The following is a 17,659-nucleotide window of genomic DNA, read 5'->3' on the forward strand; positions in this document are numbered from 1 at the left end:
CCCCGTGCGGAGGGAAGGGGGAAGGTGCGGGCGTGGCCGCACGGGGCGACCACGCCCGGATCACGCTGCGGGATTCACTCCTCTTCTTCCAAGACGCCTACCGGGTTAGCTGACGGGTTCGGGCGTGGAAGTGGCCCTACGGCGGCTCTCACCGGTCGTCCGGGAGAGACGCGCCGATTCACCCCGGGTGCCGGAATGCCCGTCCAGGAGCGAGCCCTGGACTCCGGCGGATATGGGTCCCCGGTTCCGCGCGTCGGCGGATTCGGCGCTGCCGCTGCGATCCTGGGGGCGTGATGGGGCCCGTGCGCGGGACCTGTCTCCCGCGTGCGAAAGAGCGGCGCCTGTGTTGTGGGTGTCGTGCGGACGGCGGCCCGTTCGTCCGGGAACCGTCCATGCCTGACCCGCGATGTCCGCCGTCGCAGCGCGCTCAGCGCCATGCCCGCTGGGGCGTGCGCACGGTGGAGCCGGGCCGGGCCGGGCCTGCCTGGAGGCCCGCCGCGGCACCGTGGGTGCCGGGAGCGACGCGTGGATCGCGCCGCCGGGAGGGGGAGCGGCACGTGGCGCGCGCCGCCGTCACGCGGCAGCTGGATGTGCCGCGTGGGGCCGTGGCGCCGGGTGGGCGCCGCGGGACTCCGGCGTCTGGCGGGCGCCGTGAGTGGTGCAAAGGTACCAAAGCCCCAATAGAACGCAAACCCCCCCAAAATCATCAACGGACCAGGTCAAGACCTGGTCCGTTGATGAAGTGCCTCGGTGCGACCCCCGTGGGGCGCCCCGGGGCGAGGGCCTCAGACGCGCCCGGCGCCGTAGTAGTTGCTGAGGTAGTACCCCGAGGTGATGCTCACGACCTCGACGTTCTTCCCGGTGCGCGGCGCATGGATCATCTGGCCGTTGCCGACGTACATGCCCATGTGGCCGAGGCCGCTGAAGAACACCAGGTCACCGGGCTGGAGGTTGCTCTTGTCCACCCGCCTGGTCGCCGCCCACTGCGTGTGCGTGGTACGGGTGATGCTGACGCCCGCCGCGGCCCACGCCTTCATGGTCAGGCCGGAGCAGTCGTAGGAGTTCGGGCCCTCGGCGCCGTACTGGTACGGCTTGCCGAGCTGGGCGTAGGCGAAGTCGAGCGCCTTGCGGGCCGAGCCGCTGGCCGGGCCGTTGTAGCTGCCGCCGACGCCGCCCGAGCCGCCGCCGGAGGACGGCGTCGTCCCGCCGAGCCGCCGCAGCAGCGCCTTCTGCTTGGCGACCTCCTTGTCGAGCTTCTGCTTCTGGTCCCGCAGCTCCTTCGTCTTGGCCTTCACGTCCTCGTAGGACGCCTTGGCCTGCGCCTCCTCGCGGCGGAGCCGCTGGGCGGTCGCGAGGAACTGGGTGAGCTGGGAGCTGCGCTCCTGCGACAGGTGCGAGAACACCGCGGCCTGGTCCAGGATCGCCTGCGGGTCGTTGCTGCCGACGAAGCCGGTCACGCCGTTGGTGTCGCCGTTCTTGTAGGCGTCCGCCGCCATCTGGGCGATCCTGGAGCGCTGCTCCTCGAAGGCCGACTGCTCCTGCTTGCTCGACTTGAGCGCCGTCTGGTACTTCTTCTTGGCGATCTTGAGCTTCTCGTCGAGCTGGTTGTACTGCTCGACCTTGTGGGACATCTGCTCGGCGAGCTTGTCGAGCTTCTTCTGGACCTGCGCCCTGGTCGGCTGCGGGTCGGCGTGCGCAGCCATCGGAGGAGCCGCGAGGGAGACCGCCAGGGTCAGACTCGCGACGGCCGCCAGGCGGCGGGAGGCGCCTCTGCGCGCCGACCCGCCTCGCCGGTCGCGCTCGTGCGCCGTTTCCCCGATGCGATCATTGGCCACGGTCGGTTTCGCCTCTCTCGTCCTCGACATCAGGCGATGACATTAGCGAGGCGCAACAACCGTCACAACCGGTTCATCATTCTTTAGTCGACTTACTTGGGCAACGTCCACTTTCCGTGGCTGCAAGATCACAGACCGCGAGGATTCCCTTATGACAGCCTTATGGGGTCCTTATGGACGGGGCTCACGCCCGGCCGAGACGGCGCAGCAGCAGCGTCGACGGGCACGGCCGGGCGCTGGCGCGGCGCGCCGCGTCGGCCACCTCGCGGTCCGCCGACACCACCACGACCGAGCGGCCCGGCGGCTCCGCCCGCACCAGGTCGCCGATCAGCTCGTCGGCGGTCTGCCCGGGGCGGCTGAACAGCACCCGCACGCCGCGCGGCGCCGCGATGGCGACCGGTGCGTCCAGCTCCGCGCCGTCGAACACGCAGGTGATCTCGGCGCGGGTCTGTGCCGCCAGCCCGCCGAGCCCCGACAGCAGCCGGCTGCGCTGGTCCGCCAGCGGCAGTTCCCCGTACCCGGTCTTGGTGACGTTGTAACCGTCCACGACAAGATGCACCCGCGGCAGGGTGAGCAGGCGGTCGAGCAGCTGCGGGTCGCTGTCGGACAGCGCGCGGCCGGGCAGCGCGCGGTGCGCCGTCCGGTCGGGCTCCAGCCCGCCGACCGCGTCGGCCGGCCGGCCGATGGTCGACGGCAGCGCCAGCTCCCGGCGGACGCCCTGCGCCGCGTCCTGCAGCGTGTCGAGCAGCATCCGCAGCCGCACGTCGTCGACGTTGCGCCCCTCGCGCGCGGCCCGCTTGGCGTTCTCCGCCGCGGCCTCGGCCTGCGCCGCGCGGGCGCGCAGCCTGCGCAGCTCCTTCTCCGACGCGGCGGTCGACTCGCGCGCCGCCGCCAGCTCCCGCTCGGCCTCCCGCGCGGCCGCGCCGGCCCGCTCCTCCGCCGCCCGGTACCTGGTGCGCGCCTCGTGCAGCTTGCGGCGCAGCTCGGCCACCTCGGCCTTGCTCTCGCGCAGCTCGGCGCGCAGCCGGTCCACCTCCGCGGCGCGGGCCGTCCGGGCAGCGGCCAGCTCGTCCTTGAGCGCGGCGACGCGGCGGGCGGCGTGCTCCTCCTCGGACGCGCTCGCGGAGCGTTCCAGCTCCTCGCGGGCGGCCTCCACGAGCTCCGTCCACCCCTCGGGGCGCAGTAGGTAGGCCAGCACGGCCACCCGCACCGGATCGGCGGCGGGCGGTACGTCCCCGCCCTCGACCGCCTCCACCAGGTCGGCCTGCGTCTCGCGCAGCGCCGCGGCGACGCGGCGCCGGAAGCCGTCGTCCTTCTCCAGCACCGCGGCGATGTGCTGCCCGGCCAGCTTCGCGCGCTTGCGGCGCTCGAACCGCGCGAAGCGGCGCAGCGGGCCGGGGACGTCGTCGGCGGGGAGCACCCCGATCAGCTCGGCGGCGACCTCGACCACGTGCTGCCGCACGGCTCCGGGGAGCGGCCGGCTCAGGCGCTCCTCCCCGGGAGGCGGGGCGGCCGCCCCGGCCGCGCGTTCGTCGCCGGGCGTCGCTCCGGGGCCGTTGTCGATGATCCCGCTCCTTCCGGGCTTCGCCGCCGGTGGGCTGTGTCTTCCCGAGCCGCCCACGCCTAACCAGGGCGAACGCGTGACCGGACGGATCGCGCCGGGCTCTCCCAGCCGTCCCGCGGCCCCCGCCCGGACGGGACGTGCCGGCACCCTCCAACCCTAGCGGGCCGGGGTTCTGTCGGTGGCGTCCTCTACGGTCGCGCTCATGACGGCTGCGCACGGTGTCCCGGCCGGTGTCCCCGCCGGTGTGCAGGGCACCCTCGACGACCTGGGCACACCGCTGTCCGAGGTCACCTTCGTGGTGGTCGACCTGGAGACCACGGGCGGCTCGGCCGCCGACTCGGCCATCACCGAGATCGGCGCGGTCAAGGTCCGCGGCGGCGAGGACCTCGGCGAACTCGGCACCCTGGTCGACCCGGGCGGGCCCGTCCCGCCGTTCATCACGGCGCTGACCGGCATCACCACGGCGATGGTGTCGGCCGCGCCGCGCATCGAGTCGGTGCTGCCCGCGTTCCTGGAGTTCGCGCGCGGCTGCGTGCTCGTCGCGCACAACGCCTCGTTCGACATCGGCTTCCTCAAGGCCGCCTGCGCGGAGCACGGCTACGCCTGGCCCGCGTTCCCCGTCGTCGACACCGTCGACCTCGCCCGCCGCGTCCTGTCCAGGGAGGAGGTGCCCAACTGCAAGCTCGGCACCCTCGCCCGCTTCTTCCGCACCTCCACCGAGCCGACGCACCGCGCGCTGGCCGACGCCCGCGCCACCGTGGAGGTCCTGCACGGGCTCATCGAGCGGCTCGGCTCGTTCAACGTCACCTCGTTCGAGGAGATGCGCGGCTTCGCCAAGGCCCCCACGCCGGAGCAGCGCCGCAAGCGCCACCTGGCCGACGGCGTCCCGAGCACGCCCGGCGTCTACCTCTTCGAGGACGCCTCCGGCGAGGTCCTCTACGTCGGCAAGAGCGGCGACCTGCGCTCCCGCGTGCGCAGCTACTTCACCGGCTCGGAGACGCGGGGGCGCGTCCGCGAGATGGTCGGCCTCGCCGAGAACGTCCGCACGATCGAGTGCGCCACCGGGCTGGAGGCCGAGGTCCGCGAACTGCGGCTGATCGCCGAGCACAAGCCGCGCTACAACCGCCGCTCCAAGTTCCCCGAGCGCGCCATCTGGCTGAAGCTGACCGTGGAGCCGTTCCCGCGCCTGTCCATCGTGCGCGAGTGCCGCACCGACGGCGCCCGCTACCTCGGGCCCATCTCGTCGCGCCGCCAGGCGGAAGAAGCACGTGCGGCACTGCACGAGGCCGTCCCGCTGCGTCAATGCACCCAGCGGCTGACGCTCCGGCTGGTCGAGCGCGGCCGGGCCCGCGCGTGCGCGCTCGCCGAGATCGGCCGCTGCGGCGCGCCCTGCGACGGCCGCGAGTCCCCGGACGCCTACGCCGTCCACGTCGGGACGGCCCGTTCGGTCATGGAGGGCGACGTGCGGCCCGTCGTGGCCGCCGCGCAGGTGCGCATCGACCGGCTCGCCTCCGAACTGCGCTACGAGGAGGCCGCCGCCCAGCGCGACCGGCTGGCCGCGTTCGTCCGGGCCGCGGCGCGCGGGCAGCGCCTCGCCGCGCTGGCCCGGCTGCCCGAGCTGGTCGCCGCCCGGCCCGGCTTCGACGGCGGCTGGGAGCTGGCGGTTGTGCGCTACGGCAGGCTCGCCGCCGCCGGCACCGTCCCGCCCCGCGCGCACCCCCGGCCCTACGTCGACGCGCTCGTCGCCACCGCCGAGACGGTCTTCCCGCCCGCGGGCGAGGCGCCCGGCGGTGTCGCCCTCGGCGAGCCGCCGTCGGCGGGCGCCACGGCCGAGGAGATGGAGTGCGTGCTGCGCTGGCTCGACCTGCCCGGCGTCCGGCTGGTCGAGGTCGACGGCGCCTGGACGTGTCCCGCGCACGGCGCCGAGGGCCTGCGCGCGTTCATCGACCGCGCCTACGAGCGCACCCACGACCGGGGCCGCGACAGGGCGTACGAGCGGCGCGAGGCGTCCCGTCCGAGGGGTGTGCGCCCGCTAAGGTGACGGGTGGAACCCGGAGCGCGGATAGGACGACCCCTGCATGGCACTGCCCCTCTACGACAGCCAGCCCGCCCGGCGCGTCCCCTGGGTGACGTACCTGCTGGTCGCGGCCAACGTCGTGGTGTTCCTGATCACCCCCATGTCGAACTTCGCCGCCTGGTACGGCGAGGACCGGGTCCGCGAGTGCAACGCGGCGCACTTCACCTACGAGTACGGCGCCGTCCCCAAGGAGCTGACGACCGGCGACCAGCAGCCGATCCCGGCGGAGATCGTGCGCTCCTGCGGCCCGGCCGGCTTCGGCAAGGCCCCCTGGACGTCGGCGTTCACCTCGATGTTCCTGCACTCGGGGGCGCTGCACCTGCTCGGCAACCTGGTCGCGCTGTTCGTGGTCGGCATGGGCGTCGAGGACCGGCTCGGACGATGGCGCTACCTGCTCAGCTACCTGGCCTTCGGGCTGGTGGCCGTCTACGGCTTCGCCTGGACGTCGCCGGACTCCCTCGTCCCGCTCATCGGCGCGTCCGGCGCCATCGCGGGCGTGATGGGCGCCTACGTGATCCTCAACCCGCGGGGACGCATCGTCAGCTTCGTGCCGCCGATCATCGTGATCCGGCTGCCGGTGTGGGTCGTCCTCGGGTACTGGTTCGTCCTGCAGTGGCTGTCGCTCGGCGACGAGCAGAGCAACGTCGCCTACACCGCGCACATCTACGGCTTCGTCGCCGGCGTGGTGTTCGCGCTGGCCGCCCGCCGCGCCGGCCCGGCGGGCCACCTCGTCGCGCTGAGCCGCGGCTGACCGGCGCCCGGTAGGGTCGGAGCGTCGCAATCGCAGGGGGAGGGTGAAGTGGTCACTGCCATCGTGTTCGTCAAGGCCGACGTCGCGCTCATCCACGAGGTGGCCGAGACGATCGCCGCCCTGGACGGCGTGAGCGAGGTCTACTCCATCACGGGTGAGCACGACCTCATGGCGATGGTCCGGGTGGGACGGCACGAGGAACTGAACGACGTGATCCCGGGCCGCCTCAACAAGGTCCCAGGCGTCCTGGGCACCGAAACGCACATCGCGTTCCGCACCTACTCCCAGCACGACCTGGAACAGGCCTTCGCCCTCGGCCTCCCCGACGCCGACTGACGGCGCCGGGGGGCGGGTGAAGCCGCGGGATCAGCCGCGCAGGCGCTGGGACACCTCGACCCAGCGGTCGAGGAGCGTGCTCGCCGCCCCGGAGTCGACGGCGACCGCGGCGCGCTCGTAGGCGTCGTGCAGGGCCCGGGTGAGCGCGTCCGGTCCGGGGGTGCCGTCGTAGGCCGTGATGAGCGCGGCGGCGTTCAGCAGCACCATGTCGCGGACGGGGCCCTGCCGCCCCGCGAACGTCTCGCGGGCCACCCGGCCGTTGAACTCGGCGTCGGCGCCGCGCAGGTCCTCCGGCTTGGCGGGCGGGATGCCGAGGTCGGACGGGTCGAACGTCGTCTCGGTCGCGGTGCCGTCGCGGACGACCCACACCGTCGAGGTGCCGGTGGTCGTCAGCTCGTCCAGGCCGTCGTCGCCGCGGAACACCAGCGAGGAGCAGCCGCGGGCGGCGAACACGCCGGCGACGACGCCCGCCATCCGCGGGTGGAAGACCCCGACGGCCTGGGCGGTGGGGCGGGCCGGGTTGGTGAGCGGGCCGAGGAAGTTGAAGACGGTCGGCGTGCCGAGTTCGCTGCGCGTCCGAGCCGCGTGCCTCAGGGCCGGGTGGTACAGCGGCGCGAAGCAGAACGTGATGCCGAGCTCGTCGGCGACCCGCGCGGTGGCGCCGGGGGACAGGTCGATGGCGACGCCGAGGTTCTCCAGCAGGTCCGCGGCGCCGCACGACGACGACGCCGCCCGGTTGCCGTGCTTGACGACCCGGACGCCCGCGGCGGCGGCGACCACGGCGGCCATCGTGGAGATGTTGACGGTGTGGGCGCGGTCGCCGCCCGTCCCGACGAGGTCGGCGATCGGGCCCGGGACGTCCACGGGGGTGGCGTTGTCCATCATGCCGTCGGCGAGGCCGGTGACCTCCTCGACCGTTTCGCCCTTGGCGCGCAGCGCGACGGCGAAGCCCGCGATCTGCACGTCGGTGGCCTCCCCGGCCATGATGCTGTTCATCGCCCAGGAGGTCTCCTCGCTGGACAGCGAGGCGCCCGCGAGCAGCGCGTTGAGGAGCGCGGGCCAGGTGGTGCGCGCGTCCCCGTGGTCGGAGGGCCCGTGGTCGGAGGGCCGGCTGTCGGAGGGCCGGTGGTCGGAAGGCCGGTGCATGGAAGGCGTGGTCCCTACGGCGTCGGCGGGTTGGCGGACCGGGTCTACAGGACGGGGAGGCGGGTCTCGATGCGCTTGCGCATGAGGCCGGCGAGCGCGTTCGCGACCGCGACCGGGTCGAGCGGCAGGCTCACCACGGCGTCGGCGCGCGACCACGTCGCGAGCCAGCCGTCGTCGCGGCGGCCGATGACGGCGAGGACGGGCGGGCAGTCGTACACCTCGTCCTTGGCCTGGCGGCAGACGCCGAGTCCGCCCGCGGGCTGCGCCTCGCCGTCCACGACGAGGACGTCGATGTCCCCCTCGTCGAGCCGCTCGACGACGGCGGGCTGCGTCGCCCGCTCGACGAACTCGACCTTGGGGAGGCCGGCGGCGGGGCGGCGCCCGATCGCCATGCGGATCTGTTCGCGGGTATGGGCGTCGTCGCTGTAGACGAGGACCTTCATCGGGCTCTCCGGGGCGGTGCTCATGGACGTGAAGGTTACCGGGTCGGGGGCTCCGCGGACACGCTCGGGAACCCTACGAGGGGGGTCCTGCGTCACTCGCGGGACAGGGGCGCAATAATGGCGCCCGTGACAGCTTCCGCGATAGAGACAACACCTCACGTTCGGGCGAACCGTCCCAATGTGACCAGCGTGGGGACCATCGTCTGGCTGTCGTCCGAGCTGATGTTCTTCGCGGCGCTGTTCGCGATGTTCTTCACGATCCGCTCCGTGACGATCGGCCAGCATGGGGATGACGCGTGGCCGGGCGCCCATCTGGACCTGCCCCTGTCGGCCGTCAACACGACGGTCCTGGTCCTCTCCTCGGTGACCTGCCAGATCGGCGTGTTCAAGGCCGAGGCCGGCAAGGTGGGCCGCGACGGCGGCATATTGAACTTCCGGCGCTGGGGCCTGCGCGAGTGGTACGTGCTCACGTTCCTCATGGGCTCCTACTTCGTGGCCGGCCAGGGATACGAGTACTACAACCTCGTCACCCACGAGGGACTGACCTTCGCGTCCTCGGCCTACGGCTCGGTCTTCTACCTGGCGACCGGCTTCCACGGCCTGCACGTCGTCGGCGGCCTCGTGGCCTTCCTGTTCATCCTCGGGCGCACGTACGCGGCGAAACGGTGGACCCACGAGCAGGCGACGAGCGCGATCGTCGTGTCCTACTACTGGCACTTCGTCGACGTGGTCTGGATCGGCCTGTTCGCGGCCGTCTACCTCCTCGACGTGTGACCGGCCCGACGACCCTGACCCACTAGAAGACATGACCCGAACGGGGATTTCCGTGAAAAGGATCACCGCATGGCGACGGCGCCCGTGGGCGGGCTACGCCGTCGTGCTGGCGGCCCTGGCGGCGATCGGCGTCGTCTACGCCGGCTTCTCGCCGCAGACCGACCGCGCCGAGGCGCATAGCAGCGCCCAGGCCGCGCCGGACCTGGAGAACGGCCGGGAGCTGTTCATCAAGAACTGCGCGAGCTGCCACGGGCAGAACGCCGAGGGCACCAAGGACGCCGACGGCAACCCGATCGCCCCCAGCCTGATCGGCGTGGGCGCCGCGTCCGTCGACTTCCAGATCACCACGGGCCGCATGCCCGCGATGAACCCCGGCGCCCAGGTTCCGCGCAAGGACCCGATCCCCGCCTTCGACACCTCGATCAAGACCGACTACGAGGACCCGGAGCGGCGGCGGCAGGCCGAGGAGCAGCTGGCGCAGGCGCAGAAGAACGTCGTGGACCTGCGGGCCTACATCCAGTCGCTGGGCGGCGGTCCTGAGGTCCCGCCGGCCTCGGCCGTGGACCCCGAGGGCGGGGACGTCGCGCTGGGCGGCAAGCTGTTCCGCACCAACTGCGCGCAGTGCCACAACTTCACCGGGCAGGGCGGCGCGCTGACCGGCGGAAAGTACGCGCCCCCGCTGACCGGGGACGTCACGCCCACCCAGATGTACGAGGCGATGCTGACCGGCCCGCAGGCGATGCCGGTGTTCAACGACAGCACGCTCACGCCGAAGGACAAGCAGGCGATCATCGCCTACCTGGTCGAGGTGCGCAACGAGCCGAACCCGGGCGGTAACGGCCTCGGCCGCATCGGCCCGGTGAGCGAGGGCCTGGTCGGCTGGCTGGTCGGGCTCGGCCTGCTGATCCTGGCGGCGATGTGGATCACCGCGAAGAAGCCGAAGAAGCTGAAGAAGTCATGAGCGACGAGAACAAGGAGACCGCGGGCTCGACGGACCCGCGGGACGAGGGCGCCCGGCGCGAACGCGTGATCGGCACGCCGTCGCCGGCCCGGGACAAGGCACTGCTCGCCGAGGACGACATCTCGGCGCCCGCGGGCGCCGGCGACCAGCTCGACGAGGCGTCGGCCAAGCGGGCCGAGCGGATCGTGGCGTCGCTGTTCCTGCTCGCGTTCGCCGCCAGCGTGACGTTCATCGCGTACTTCATCGGCTGGAGCGGCCGCGACGGCGGCATGCACGGCGTCGGGGACGCCCGCGAGAGCAACTTCTGGCTCGGCGGGACGATGGCGGTCGCGTTCCTCGCGATGGCCATCGGCGTGACGATCTGGGTGCGGCGGCTGATGACCAGCAAGCCGATCGTCCAGGAGCGCCACGAGCTGGCCGCCGACGAGGAGACCCGGGCGACCTTCGCCAGGGACTTCGTGGAGGGCGCCGAGGACAGCGGCATCACCAAGCGGCCGCTGCTGCGCCGCACGCTGCTGCTCGCCGCCGCGCCGCTCGGGCTGGCCCCGCTGGTGCTGCTGCGCGACCTCGGCCCGCTGCCGGAGAAGAAGCTGCGCAGCACCTACTGGGCCGCGGCCGTGGAGCGCGCGAAGTCGGAGGGCAAGCGGGGCGTCCGCCTGGTCGTGGACGGCACCAACAAGCCGCTGCGGGTCAGCGACTTTGCCGCCCCCGGCAGCATGATCACCGTGCTGCCCGAGGGCATGGAGGAGCACGTTCCGCACGAGGAGCTGCTCACGGAGGCCGCGAAGGCGGTCACGATCCTCATCAACGTGCCCGCGGCGGAGTTCAAGCCCGCCCCTGGCCGCGGCAACTGGCACGTCAACGGGACCGTGGCGTACTCGAAGGTGTGCACGCACGTGGGCTGCCCGGCGGCCCTGTACGAGCAGACCACGCACCACATCCTCTGCCCGTGCCATCAGTCCACCTTCGACGCCACGGACGCGGCGAAGGTCATCTTCGGCCCGGCGGCCAGGCCGCTGCCGCAGCTTCCGCTGTCGGTCGAGGACGGTTATCTCATCGCGACGGCTGACTACCAAGAGCCCGTCGGACCGAGCTTCTGGGAGCGCGGATGAGCGAGACCACGGCTCCGCCCAAGGCCGTCGAGGGCACGCTCGGCTTCGTCGACGAACGTCTCGGGTCGACGACGTTCTTCGGGCGGAACGTCAAGAAGGTCTTCCCCGACCACTGGTCGTTCATGCTGGGCGAGATCGCCCTGTACTCCTTCATCGTGCTGCTGCTGACCGGCGTCTACCTGACGTTCTGGTTCAAGCCGAGCATGCTGGAGGTCGTGTACGACGGCTCGTACACGAACCTGCAGGGCGTGGCGATGTCGGAGGCGTACGCCTCGACGCTGCACATCAGCTTCGACGTCCGCGGCGGGCTGCTGATGCGGCAGATCCACCACTGGTCGGCGATCCTGTTCATGGCGTCGATCCTGGCGCACATGCTGCGGGTGTTCTTCACCGGCGCCTACCGCAAGCCGCGCGAGCTGAACTGGCTCATCGGCCTCGCCATGTTCACCCTGGGCATCCTGGAGGGCCTGTTCGGCTACTCGCTGCCGGACGACCTGCTGTCCGGCACCGGGCTGCGGATCACCCAGGGCGTCGCGGAGTCGATCCCCGTCGTCGGGACCTACATCTACATGTTCCTGTTCGGCGGCGAGTTCCCCGGCCAGGACATCATCCCGCGGCTGTACATGCTGCACATCCTGCTGATCCCGGCACTGCTGCTCGGCCTGGTCACCGCGCACCTGATGATCATGTGGCATCAGAAGCACACCGCGATGCCGGTGCAGAACCAGACCGAGAAGAAGGTGTACGGCTACCCCTTCTACCCCGTGTTCATGGCCAAGACGGGCGCCTACTTCCTGTTCGTCTTCGGTGTCGCGGCGCTGTTCGGGGCGTTCCTCCAGATCAACCCGGTCTGGCTGTACGGCCCGTACGACCCGGGAGCCATCTCGTCCGGCTCCCAGCCGGACTGGTACATGGGCTTCCTCGAAGGCTCGCTGCGCATCATGCCGGCCTGGGAGATCAACGCCTGGGGCCACACGGTCAGCCTGAGCGTGCTGATCCCGGCGCTGCTGCCGCTCGGCATCATCATGACGGGCGCGGCGGTGTGGCCGTTCGTCGAGGCGTGGGTGACCGGCGACAAGCGGCAGCACCACGTCAACGACCGGCCGCGCAACGCCCCGGTCCGCACCGCGGTCGGCATGGCCGCGGTGACGTTCTACGGGCTGCTGTGGATCGCCGGCGCGAACGACATCATCGCCGAGCGGTTCCACATCTCGCTGTTCGCCACGACGTGGTTCTTCCGCGTCGCGTTCTTCGTGGGCCCGGTCCTGGCGTACGTCATCACGAAGCGGGTCTGCATCGGCCTGCAGCGCAAGGACGCCGAGTCCGTCGCGCACGGTGTGGAGAGCGGTGTGATCGTCATGTCGCCGGAGGGCCGGTTCTCCGAGCGGCACGAGCCGGCGCGCGAGGCGGAGCGGCACGTCATGCTGTCCAAGGAGACCGCCCGGCCCGCGGCGCCGGACCGGGACGCGGCGGGCATCCCCGCCGCCAAGGGCCCGGTCGGGCACCTGCGCTCGCGGCTCAACCGCGCGTGGACCCTCGATGACGTCCCCATCGAGGAGCACGGGAACGGTGAGCACGGCGAGGGCGAGCAGAAGGCGATCGAGGGTTCCGCGGAGTCGCGGGAGGCCAAGCGCTGACCTGTGACCCAGGCCGTCGAGGGGCCCGGCACCGCATCCGCGGCGCCGGGCCCTTCCCGTGCCCGCCAGGGCCGGTGCCGCGCCGGGTCCGTATGCTGACCGGACGATGACCAGGACCCTCTTCGTCACCAACGACTTCCCGCCCCGGCCGGGCGGCATCCAGGCGTTCGTGCACGGCCTCGCGCTGCGGCGCCCGCCCGGCTCGGTCGTCGTGTACGCCCCGGACTGGGAGGGCGCCGCGGAGTTCGACGCGGCGCAGCCGTTCCCCGTCGTCCGCCATCCGGGTTCGCTGATGCTGCCGGAGCCGGGCGTGCTGCGCCGGGCGGGCGAGGTGCTGCGCGCGGAGGGCTGCGACTCGGTGGTGTTCGGCGCGGCGGCGCCGCTGGGGCTGCTGGCCCCGGCGCTGCGGCGGCGCGGCGCCGGGCGGCTGGTCGGCGTCACGCACGGGCATGAGGCGGGCTGGGCGTCGCTGCCGGCGGCGCGCGGCCTCCTGAGGCGCATCGGGGACGGTGTGGACGTCCTGACCTACCTGGGCGAGTACACGCGGTCGAGGATGGCGAGGGCCCTGTCCCCGGACGCGGCGGCCCGGATGACCCGGCTCGCTCCCGGTGTCGATGAGAAGGTGTTCCGCGCGGGCGCGGGCGGTGCGGAGATCCGGGCGCGGCACCGCCTGGGCGGCCGTCCGGTGGCCGTGTGCGTGTCCCGCCTGGTGCCGCGCAAGGGGCAGGACGCCCTCATCCACGCCTGGCCGCACGTGCTGCGGACGGTGCCGGACGCCGTGCTGCTGCTCGTCGGCGGAGGGCCGTACCGGGACCGGCTGGAGCGCCTCGCCGCGTCGCTCGGCGTGGCCGGGTCGGTCGTGTTCACCGGCGGCGTCCCGTGGGAGGAGCTGCCCGCTCACTACGACGCGGGAGACGTCTTCGCGATGCCGTGCCGCACGCGCCGCCGCGGCCTGGACGTGGAGGGGCTCGGGATCGTGTACCTGGAGGCGTCGGCGACGGGGCTGCCGGTCGTGGCCGGCGACTCCGGCGGCGCGCCCGACGCCGTCCTGGACGGTGAGACCGGGCTGGTCGTCCCGGGGCGTTCGGTCGCCCGTGTCGCGGGGGCCCTCGCCGGGCTCCTGGCCGACCCCGGGCGCGCCCGCGCGATGGGGGAGAAGGGTCGTGCCTGGGTAGAGCGGGAATGGCGCTGGGAGATACAGGCCGCCCGCCTGGGGGGCCTGCTCACTCCCTGAGATGGCAGGATGCCGCTATGGACATCGAGGACGCATGGGCCCGCGTTCCCGGGGAGGCCGCCCGGTGGCTGCACGACCTGGACCCCGATCACTGCTACTCGGGGTTCGAGCCGCCGCGCCGCCCCGACGCCGTCTGGCTCCTCCACGCCATGTACGCGTGGGAGGAGGGGCTTGTCACCACGACCCACGACGATGTCCACCAGTCCGTCGCCGCTGCGGGGCTGACCGACGCCGCGGCGGCGCTGGCCGACCCGGCCGGCGAGTTGCCCGGGGACGTCGGGGACCTGCTGGAGGGCGCTATCGTCACCGGCACCGACCTCGGCCGCAGCGGTCATCCGGGCACCGGCTGGCGGCGGCTGCGCTGGCGGGAGCTCGCGCGGGGGTTCGGCGAGCCGGTCGTCCCGGAGGGGGAGCTGCCCGGCAACCGCTGCCTGCGGCAGGGGCATCCGGCCGGGAGCTGGTCGGCGGCGATCCAGCCGCCCGCGGAGGGCTGCCTCGACCGGGAGAGCTGGTACCGGCTGATCGGGGTGCTGCTGCGGCACAGCCCGTCCGGCGCCGGAACCCGCTGCCTGGCGTACTACTGCCCGCTCATCACCGCCGACTGGGAGGACGAGACGGTCTTCGCCGGGCGGCTCGGTGACGCGGCCGCCCTGTACGACCATCCGGCCATGTCGAGCTGCCCGTCCGACCTTTGGGCCGAGGACCGCTCGTGGGTCGTCTACTGCGACTGGGACCTGTGGGGGACGAAGGTCGTCGGCCCGGCCGCGCTCGTCGAGGCCGTGCTCGCCGACCCGGAGCTCGAGGCCGTCCGCCTGCCCTGGACGCGTTAGCCCCTGGACGCGTCAGCCGCACCGGTGCCCGGGAGGGGACCCGCGCCCCCGCGCCGTAGGCGCGGTCCCTCCCGGACATCGGCGTTCGGTTGGGGCCGTGCCCCGCTCCCGAGACCAGTTCCACGCGAACGCCCCTGCCGAGGGTGGTGCGATCCGGTGCGGCCAGCCCGGCGCCCTGGGGGAGGAACCTGGAGACGGGCGCGCCATGCGGGGCGGCTTCAACGGCCGGATCGAGTTCGCGTGGACGGGAGCGCGGGGCACGGCCCCGGCATCCGGCACCGTGGGGTTCGGGCCCGCCGGTGCCCGGCCGCGGGCGCGGTGGACGGGCGGGCGGCCCCGGTGGGTTGATCCCTGTCGCGGTGATCGATTCATCCGGGCACCTCCTGCCGCCGTGCGCGTCCGCGGTCGTGGACACATCCGAAGCTAGGGGCCGTCGGCCGCGCCGGCACCCCCGTTAAAGCGCGCTTAAGGGATGGATCAGTCGTCACTAAGCCCGCCACCGCGGTGCCCTCGGAGCGCGTCCCGCAGGACACGGGCCGGGATCGATCGCCGGGAGCGCTGAACGCCTCGGGGGCGTTCGCACGTACTGGAGTGGAGAGTGGAATGGCCGCGGGATAAGGTCTGAACGGATTTTTTGGTACCAACGCACATCTGAGCGACTCAGGGGGCGTATGCTCCCTGAGTGATCGAGCGGGTTCACTAGGATCCGTCCGGGGAACGCGGTGGGAGCGAGCGGGCTCCCACGCCGCGATCCCCAACTGTCTCAGCAGGAAGGCCGCCGGGTGACGAGCCGGGCGGTCCGGAGCCGAACCGGCGTTCGCCGAGCCCTCCGTCTCCTCCACAGGAGAGGGCATGGCGCGACGCGATATCGGGCATGCGTCCCGGAACAACACGCATGCTTCACCGTGGGAGGAAACCCCCGCGCGTCCCTCGTCGAGGCCTGAGCCCCGCACGGGGGCGCGGCCCGGCGAGCCGAAGCCGCTGCCGCAGTGGCCCGAAGGGTCCTGGTGGTCGGAGCAGCCCGACGGGACCGAACGCGGGCGGCGCGGGACCCGCGGGCCGAGCCGCCGCGAGATGAAGCGGCACGAGGCCCGCGCGAAGCGGTCCCAGCGGCGTGCGGAGGACCAGTTCGGCGCGCGCAACAGGCCGTCCTCGGCAGAGGGCGACCGGTTCGAGGCGCGAGCACGCCCGCCCGCACCGCGGAACCGGCCGCCGCAGAGCGACCGGCCCGACGCGCGGACGCGGCCCTTCGACGCCCGCAACGAGCCCGCCGACGCGCGGACGCGGCAGTACGGGGTCCGCAACGACCCCGCGGACGCCCGGACGAAGTTCGGCGCGCCCAGCGCGCCGGACGCGCGCACGCGGTTCGGGGCGCGGAACGAGCCGCCCGACGCCCGCACGCGGCAGGCCGCGCCGTGGAACACCGGCGAGCCCGACGCCCGGACGCGGTCGTTCGACGCCCGCAACCAGGGCACCGGGCAGCGGTTCGAGCGGTTCGACGCGCGGGCCGAGGGCACCGCGCCCGGCCGGGACCGGTCGCGCGAGTTCCAGCCGCGCGGCGGGCGGCCGCCGCGGCCCTCCCGGCAGCGTGCGGCGGAGCGCCCGGCACGGCCGCGTCCCGCGGCGCGTCCCCCGGCCGCCCCGCAGGCGCGGCGGCCCTCCCCGCCGCGTCCCGGGCCGAAGGCGAAGCCGCGGCGCGGGCGCGGCCCCGCCGACCGCATGAGCATCGGCGCGATCGTGCTGTCCACCGCCGTCGGGCTGTCCCTGCTCGGCATCGCGGAGCGGGCGCTGCTGGAGGGCGGGCCCATCGGCGGGACGTCCGACCCCGCCGGCTCGGAGCGCGCCCTCGTCCCGGCCGAACCGGGCGGGAACCCCGCACAGCAGCAGCCGCAGTCGCCGCAGCAGCCAGGCGGCCAGGCCGGAGCCCCCGCGAACCGGGCCGCCGCCCCGAACCTGGCGGTGCTCTCCGCGCAGGTGCGCAAGCTGACCATCGACGAGCGCGGCGCCGCCGCCCAGCAGGCGTACGGCGCGCCGGCGGGCGGCAGGCCGATCGTCGACCTGACCCGGACGAGCGCCGACAAGACGTGGGCGTTCGGCACCGTCGCGATCCCCGTCCCGACGGGCAGCTCCGCGGCGCCGGAGGTCGCGTTCTACGCGGCGCGCTGGACGGGCGAGGAGTGGCAGGTCGGCCTTTCCGGCAGCAGCGCCTTCACCACCGTCCTCGGCGCCGTCCCGGCGAACGTCATGGCGGCGGCGGAGGTGACCGCCCTGCGCCGGTACGGCGCGGTCACCGCCGAGCAGGCCACCGCCCTCGTCAACGGCACCCGGGCCGGCGACCGGCTGATGCTGCCGTTCAAGACCGGTCAGGCGTGGCAGATGACGACCTCGGAGGGTTCCGCGCGCCCGCTGGGCACGCTGGCGTTCTCGGGCGGCAACGGGCGCGTCCTCGCGGCGGGCAGCGGGCACCTCTACCGCTTCTGCTCCGACTCGGCCGGGCGCGCGATGGTCATGGTCGTCCACGCCAGCGGGGTCGCCACCACCTACTACCGCCTGCAGAACGTGCCGCGGGTCCGGGACGGCGCCGTCGTCTCGCAGGGCGCCCCGCTCGGCCGCGCCGGCACCGACCGGCCCTGCGGCGGCGCGGCCTCGCCGCGCGCCGAGGTCGGGTTCGGGCTCCGGCACGGCGGCGGACGGGTCCCGCTCGACGGCGCGCAGCTCGGCGGCTGGACGTTCCGGGAGCGGGCCAACCCCCTGCTCGGGTTCGCCGAGCGCGGCGCCCTCCAGGTGCTTCCGGGCGGACTGATCGCCAACCTCGGCTCGGTCCCCGCCGGGGACGACGCTCCGCCGCCGGTCCCGTCCCCCGCCCCGTCGGCGGACGACGGCGCCGGTTCGACGCCCGCCCCCGGGGCAGCCGCTACCCAGAACAGGAGTCAGAGCGGTGCGAATTCGCAACAGTGAT

At 73.4% G+C, this 17,659-nt stretch carries 14 protein-coding genes and 1 riboswitch; of the genes, 10 read left to right on the forward strand and 4 right to left on the reverse strand.

What is annotated here, in order from left to right; genetic code table 11:
* Nucleotides 1-78: 78 nt before the first annotated feature.
* Nucleotides 79-278, reverse strand: a riboswitch (cyclic di-AMP (ydaO/yuaA leader).
* A 507-nt stretch (nt 279-785) separates the two neighbouring features.
* Nucleotides 786-1,865, reverse strand: coding sequence for a C40 family peptidase (locus E1289_RS22425; protein ID WP_131983263.1), 1,080 nt, complete (start codon nt 1,863-1,865; stop codon nt 786-788).
* 154 nt (nt 1,866-2,019) lie between these two features.
* Complete coding sequence (locus E1289_RS22430; RefSeq protein ID WP_243713073.1) at nt 2,020-3,546, reverse strand: NYN domain-containing protein; 1,527 nt, start codon at nt 3,544-3,546, stop codon at nt 2,020-2,022.
* A 55-nt stretch (nt 3,547-3,601) separates the two neighbouring features.
* Here E1289_RS22430 and E1289_RS22435 point away from each other — a divergent pair, with 55 nt between their 5' ends.
* The 3 genes from E1289_RS22435 to E1289_RS22445 are packed head-to-tail and all read left to right on the forward strand — an operon-like array spanning nt 3,602 to nt 6,563.
* Nucleotides 3,602-5,440, forward strand: coding sequence for a DEDD exonuclease domain-containing protein (locus tag E1289_RS22435; RefSeq protein ID WP_131983265.1), 1,839 nt, complete (start codon nt 3,602-3,604; stop codon nt 5,438-5,440).
* A 37-nt stretch (nt 5,441-5,477) separates the two neighbouring features.
* Complete coding sequence (locus E1289_RS22440; protein ID WP_131983267.1) at nt 5,478-6,227, forward strand: rhomboid family intramembrane serine protease; 750 nt, start codon at nt 5,478-5,480, stop codon at nt 6,225-6,227.
* Nucleotides 6,228-6,275: 48 nt separating this feature from the next.
* On the forward strand, nt 6,276-6,563 hold the full coding sequence (locus E1289_RS22445) for an Lrp/AsnC ligand binding domain-containing protein (RefSeq protein WP_131983269.1): 288 nt from the start codon (nt 6,276-6,278) through the stop codon (nt 6,561-6,563).
* Nucleotides 6,564-6,593: 30 nt separating this feature from the next.
* On the opposite strand, the gene trpD is transcribed toward E1289_RS22445, so the two are convergent.
* A complete protein-coding gene (trpD, locus tag E1289_RS22450) occupies nt 6,594-7,709 on the reverse strand; it encodes an anthranilate phosphoribosyltransferase (protein WP_131983271.1) in 1,116 nt (371 codons plus the stop codon).
* Nucleotides 7,710-7,753: 44 nt separating this feature from the next.
* Nucleotides 7,754-8,176, reverse strand: a complete 423-nt coding sequence (locus E1289_RS22455; RefSeq protein ID WP_131983273.1) for a response regulator transcription factor — start codon at nt 8,174-8,176, stop codon at nt 7,754-7,756.
* A 93-nt stretch (nt 8,177-8,269) separates the two neighbouring features.
* On the opposite strand from E1289_RS22455, the gene E1289_RS22460 reads away from it, so the two are divergent.
* The 7 genes from E1289_RS22460 to E1289_RS22490 all read left to right on the forward strand — a co-directional run bounded on the left by E1289_RS22460 (nt 8,270) and on the right by E1289_RS22490 (nt 17,658).
* Nucleotides 8,270-8,926, forward strand: a complete 657-nt coding sequence (locus tag E1289_RS22460; RefSeq protein ID WP_131983275.1) for a heme-copper oxidase subunit III — start codon at nt 8,270-8,272, stop codon at nt 8,924-8,926.
* 52 nt (nt 8,927-8,978) lie between these two features.
* Complete coding sequence (locus E1289_RS22465; protein WP_131983277.1) at nt 8,979-9,887, forward strand: c-type cytochrome; 909 nt, start codon at nt 8,979-8,981, stop codon at nt 9,885-9,887.
* A complete protein-coding gene (locus E1289_RS22470) occupies nt 9,884-10,999 on the forward strand; it encodes a Rieske 2Fe-2S domain-containing protein (protein WP_131983279.1) in 1,116 nt (371 codons plus the stop codon). Before E1289_RS22465 ends, E1289_RS22470 begins: the two co-directional genes overlap by 4 nt.
* Nucleotides 10,996-12,636, forward strand: a complete 1,641-nt coding sequence (locus E1289_RS22475) for a ubiquinol-cytochrome c reductase cytochrome b subunit (protein WP_131983281.1) — start codon at nt 10,996-10,998, stop codon at nt 12,634-12,636. Before E1289_RS22470 ends, E1289_RS22475 begins: the two co-directional genes overlap by 4 nt.
* A gap of 106 nt (nt 12,637-12,742) precedes the next feature.
* On the forward strand, nt 12,743-13,870 hold the full coding sequence (locus tag E1289_RS22480) for a glycosyltransferase family 4 protein (RefSeq protein ID WP_131983283.1): 1,128 nt from the start codon (nt 12,743-12,745) through the stop codon (nt 13,868-13,870).
* Nucleotides 13,871-13,887: 17 nt separating this feature from the next.
* A complete protein-coding gene (locus tag E1289_RS22485) occupies nt 13,888-14,700 on the forward strand; it encodes a hypothetical protein (protein WP_131983285.1) in 813 nt (270 codons plus the stop codon).
* Nucleotides 14,701-15,552: 852 nt separating this feature from the next.
* The gene (locus E1289_RS22490) at nt 15,553-17,658 is read left to right on the forward strand and encodes a peptidoglycan DD-metalloendopeptidase family protein (protein ID WP_131983287.1); all 2,106 of its coding nucleotides are present in this window, start codon (nt 15,553-15,555) and stop codon (nt 17,656-17,658) included.
* Nucleotide 17,659 lies beyond the last annotated feature (1 nt).

Origin of the sequence: Actinomadura sp. 6K520 (genome assembly GCF_004349245.1) — a bacterium.
Taxonomy (GTDB): Bacteria; Actinomycetota; Actinomycetes; order Streptosporangiales; family Streptosporangiaceae; genus Spirillospora.